Annotated in this window: 3 protein-coding genes and 1 pseudogene; all 4 read left to right on the top strand. The window is 49.3% G+C overall.

The annotated features are described in order from the left end of the window. Window positions 1-126: 126 nt before the first annotated feature. Window positions 127-246: pseudogene (locus tag EWV84_RS15375) on the top strand (glycosyl transferase); the annotation flags it as partial. A gap of 38 nt (window positions 247-284) precedes the next feature. Then, complete coding sequence (locus EWV84_RS15370; protein ID WP_287078706.1) at window positions 285-1,034, top strand: formylglycine-generating enzyme family protein; 750 nt, start codon at window positions 285-287, stop codon at window positions 1,032-1,034. Between the two features lie 139 nt (window positions 1,035-1,173). After that, complete coding sequence (locus EWV84_RS15365) at window positions 1,174-2,451, top strand: glycosyltransferase (protein ID WP_287078704.1); 1,278 nt, start codon at window positions 1,174-1,176, stop codon at window positions 2,449-2,451. An 8-nt stretch (window positions 2,452-2,459) separates the two neighbouring features. Beyond that, the gene (locus EWV84_RS15360) at window positions 2,460-2,729 is read left to right on the top strand and encodes a hypothetical protein (RefSeq protein WP_287078703.1); all 270 of its coding nucleotides are present in this window, start codon (window positions 2,460-2,462) and stop codon (window positions 2,727-2,729) included. Window positions 2,730-2,842 lie beyond the last annotated feature (113 nt).

The following is a 2,842-nucleotide window of genomic DNA, read 5'->3' as shown; positions in this document are numbered from 1 at the left end:
TCGAAACGAATAGGCTTTTTCCATGTCTCACATTTTAGCATATATTTGGTAAATGCGCTAATATTTAACGGTAAAGCCGTCGTAGAACGACGGGGTTTCAGACCCAAAATTTTCGATGAAGAACTAATGATCGCAAAAGTGGTCTCCCAATTCCAAACTTTTTTGCCCGAAGCGGCAATTTATGTCTATAACAACCGCTCTACCGATGATACCGTGACGGAGGCACTCAAAGCTGGGGCGCTCGTTCCTGGCGCGAACCCCTAGGCAACGGCAGCGAACTAGAGATGGTGGCTATTCCGGGGGGCAGTTTTCTACGAGGCTCAAAAAATGAGGAAAGAGGCGATCATACTAGCAGTGAAAAACCAGAAAATTCCCTGACGACGGCGGCTTTTTTTCTGAGCAAATACCCGATCACCCAAGCACAGTGGCGAGCGATCGCCCAACTGCCCAAAATTAATCTCGAACTCAACCCGGCGCCATCCTTTTTCCAAGGCGATAACTTACCCGTAGAGAGAGTCTCCTGGTACGAGGCGATCGAATTTTGTCAAAGACTCTCCCGCTCCACCGGCAAAGATTACCGACTAGCGAGTGAATCACGCTGGGAATACGCCTGTCGCGCCGGTACAACCACCCCCTTTTACTGCGGGGAAACCCTCACCAGCGAGCGCGCCAATTACTTTGCCGTCTATGATCCCTACGCCGAAGAACCTAACACCACCTATCTGGCCAGGACTACCCCAGTGGGCAGTTTCGCCCCCAATAATTTCGGTCTCTACGATATGCACGGCAACGTGGGCGAATGGTGCGCCGATAGCTGGCACCGGAATTACGAGGGAACCCCGCCCCTGGATGGTAGTGCTTGGTTAGACAGGGATAATCGCTTGCAGCCCCGTTATCCTTCCGCCCGTTTAGTGCGAGGGGGCAGTTGGGGGGATGAAGCTAGGCACCTACGCAGTGCCAATCGCACCTTTTGCCTTCCCGATCAACACCACAGTGTCTTGGGTTTACGAGTCATGGCCGATAGTACCGGTTAATCAATGCTTGTGTCCGCCCAAGAGACGACAAAGGTATGGTTCAATAGGTTAGGTTCCAAAGGGCCAAAAGTATTCAGAATCTTCTGCTGTTGTCAGTGCGTCTGTAGCTAAATCAACCGCGAGTGAGGTCAAATTTTTCATGAAGATACAGCAGTCTCATCTTTTCTTAACTCCCCCCACAGGAGATCTGCAGGTACCTTTATCTCCTCCTCCCCCGGACGACGGCAACCTAGAAGAAGAAAAAAATTATCCTCTCAGCCTGTCTCTAGTCATTCCCACCTACAATGAACGGCAAAATATCGTTCAATTAGTCAACATTCTCAGTCAAATACTCGACGAAGCCCTGCCCAACGATTACGAACTGATCGTTGTCGATGATAATAGTCCCGATCGCACTTGGGAAGTCGCCGCGTCTTTAATCCCTGAATATCCCCAGCTGCGAGTGCTGCGTCGGGAGGGAGAAAAAGGCCTATCCTCGGCAGTGGTGAGGGGGTGGCAAGTGGCACGGGGCGACATCCTTGGGGTAATCGATGCCGATTTACAACATCCCCCGGAAGTGTTATTAAAATTATTCGAGCAAACCAGAGCCGGAGCCGATCTCGCCCTGGCTAGTCGCCATGTGGAAGGGGGTGGAGTCAGCGAATGGAGTCTAACTCGACGCTTCCTCTCCCGGGGGGCGCAGCTGTTGGGATTAGTCATTCTGCCTAACGTGGTGGGACGGGTATCGGATCCGATGAGTGGCTATTTCATGGTTAATCGACAAGCGATCGCTGGCCCGATCTTAAACCCGATGGGCTATAAAATTCTCCTCGAAGTTATCGGCCGCGGCAATATCGACCAGATCGCCGAAGTGGGTTACGTTTTCCAAGAGCGTCAAGACGGCGAGAGTAAGGTCACTTGGAAACAGTACATCGAGTATATTCTGCATCTGCTGAAATTACGTTCTCGTGGTCGCGTTGGTCGTCTGAAAAGACGTTGGCAATTCCCCCTCGATCGCTTTCTTCGCTTTAGTTTAGTCGGGTTTAGTGGCGTATTCGTCGATATGGCTATCTTTTATCTCCTCAGCGATCCCACCACCCTCGCTTGGGGAGTAACTCGCAGTAAGATTATCGCCGCCGAGGTGGCCATTATTAATAATTTTCTCTGGAACGATCGCTGGACTTTTGGCGATTTGTCCACTGGCCAAAATCAGTGGCAGCAGCGTTTCAAACGTTTTCTTAAATTTAATCTTATTTGTTTGGCCGGTTTGATCCTCAACGTCCTGCTCTTAAACTTTTTCTTCAATGTCTTACATATTAATCGCTATATTGCTAACTTAATAGCGATCGCTATAGTTACCGTTTGGAACTTCTGGATGAATTTAAAACTCAGTTGGCGTGTGACGGAGGTTAAACCCGAAAAGTCCAGCAGGCCATAGGAAAGCCTTTGAAAACTTTCCCTCTCATCCTGCAAACCCTTTTTAACTCTCGTTCAACCTCTGGCATCATTAATTTTCGGGACTTAAAAGCGGACCAAGGTCAACAGGAAACCGATTACCGGGGATTAAGTCTCAAGGAGGGGATGGAATGGCTTGATCAAAATGCCGATGACTTTCCTTGGGGAAAGGCCGCCGACCCCGATTATTATGCTTTCCCCCATTGTCCGACAATTCATGCCGTCCAACGTCAAGAAACACCCCTAACTAGGGTTTGCTGAATAAATCTAAAAACCTTGTTGGGTAAGACTTTTAGACTTTTTGTCAATCAAAAAGTACCAGGCATGGGAGTGATCAGGGGGAAAATTCAGGTACTTTTTCCCTGAAAATTAGG

It is taken from the genome of Microcystis sp. M_QC_C_20170808_M3Col, assembly GCF_007095505.1.
Classification (GTDB): Bacteria; Cyanobacteriota; Cyanobacteriia; order Cyanobacteriales; family Microcystaceae; genus Microcystis.
The sequence above is the reverse complement of the archived record's forward strand: the minus strand, read 5'-3'. Positions and strand labels throughout refer to the sequence as shown.

Bases quoted from the DNA above. Each gene is read 5' to 3' on its own strand.
- EWV84_RS15370 (WP_287078706.1), top strand. From the start codon at position 285: ATGGTGGCTATTCCGGGGGGCAGTTTTCTACGAGGCTCAAAAAATGAG.
- EWV84_RS15365 (WP_287078704.1), top strand. From the start codon at position 1,174: ATGAAGATACAGCAGTCTCATCTTTTCTTAACTCCCCCCACAGGAGAT.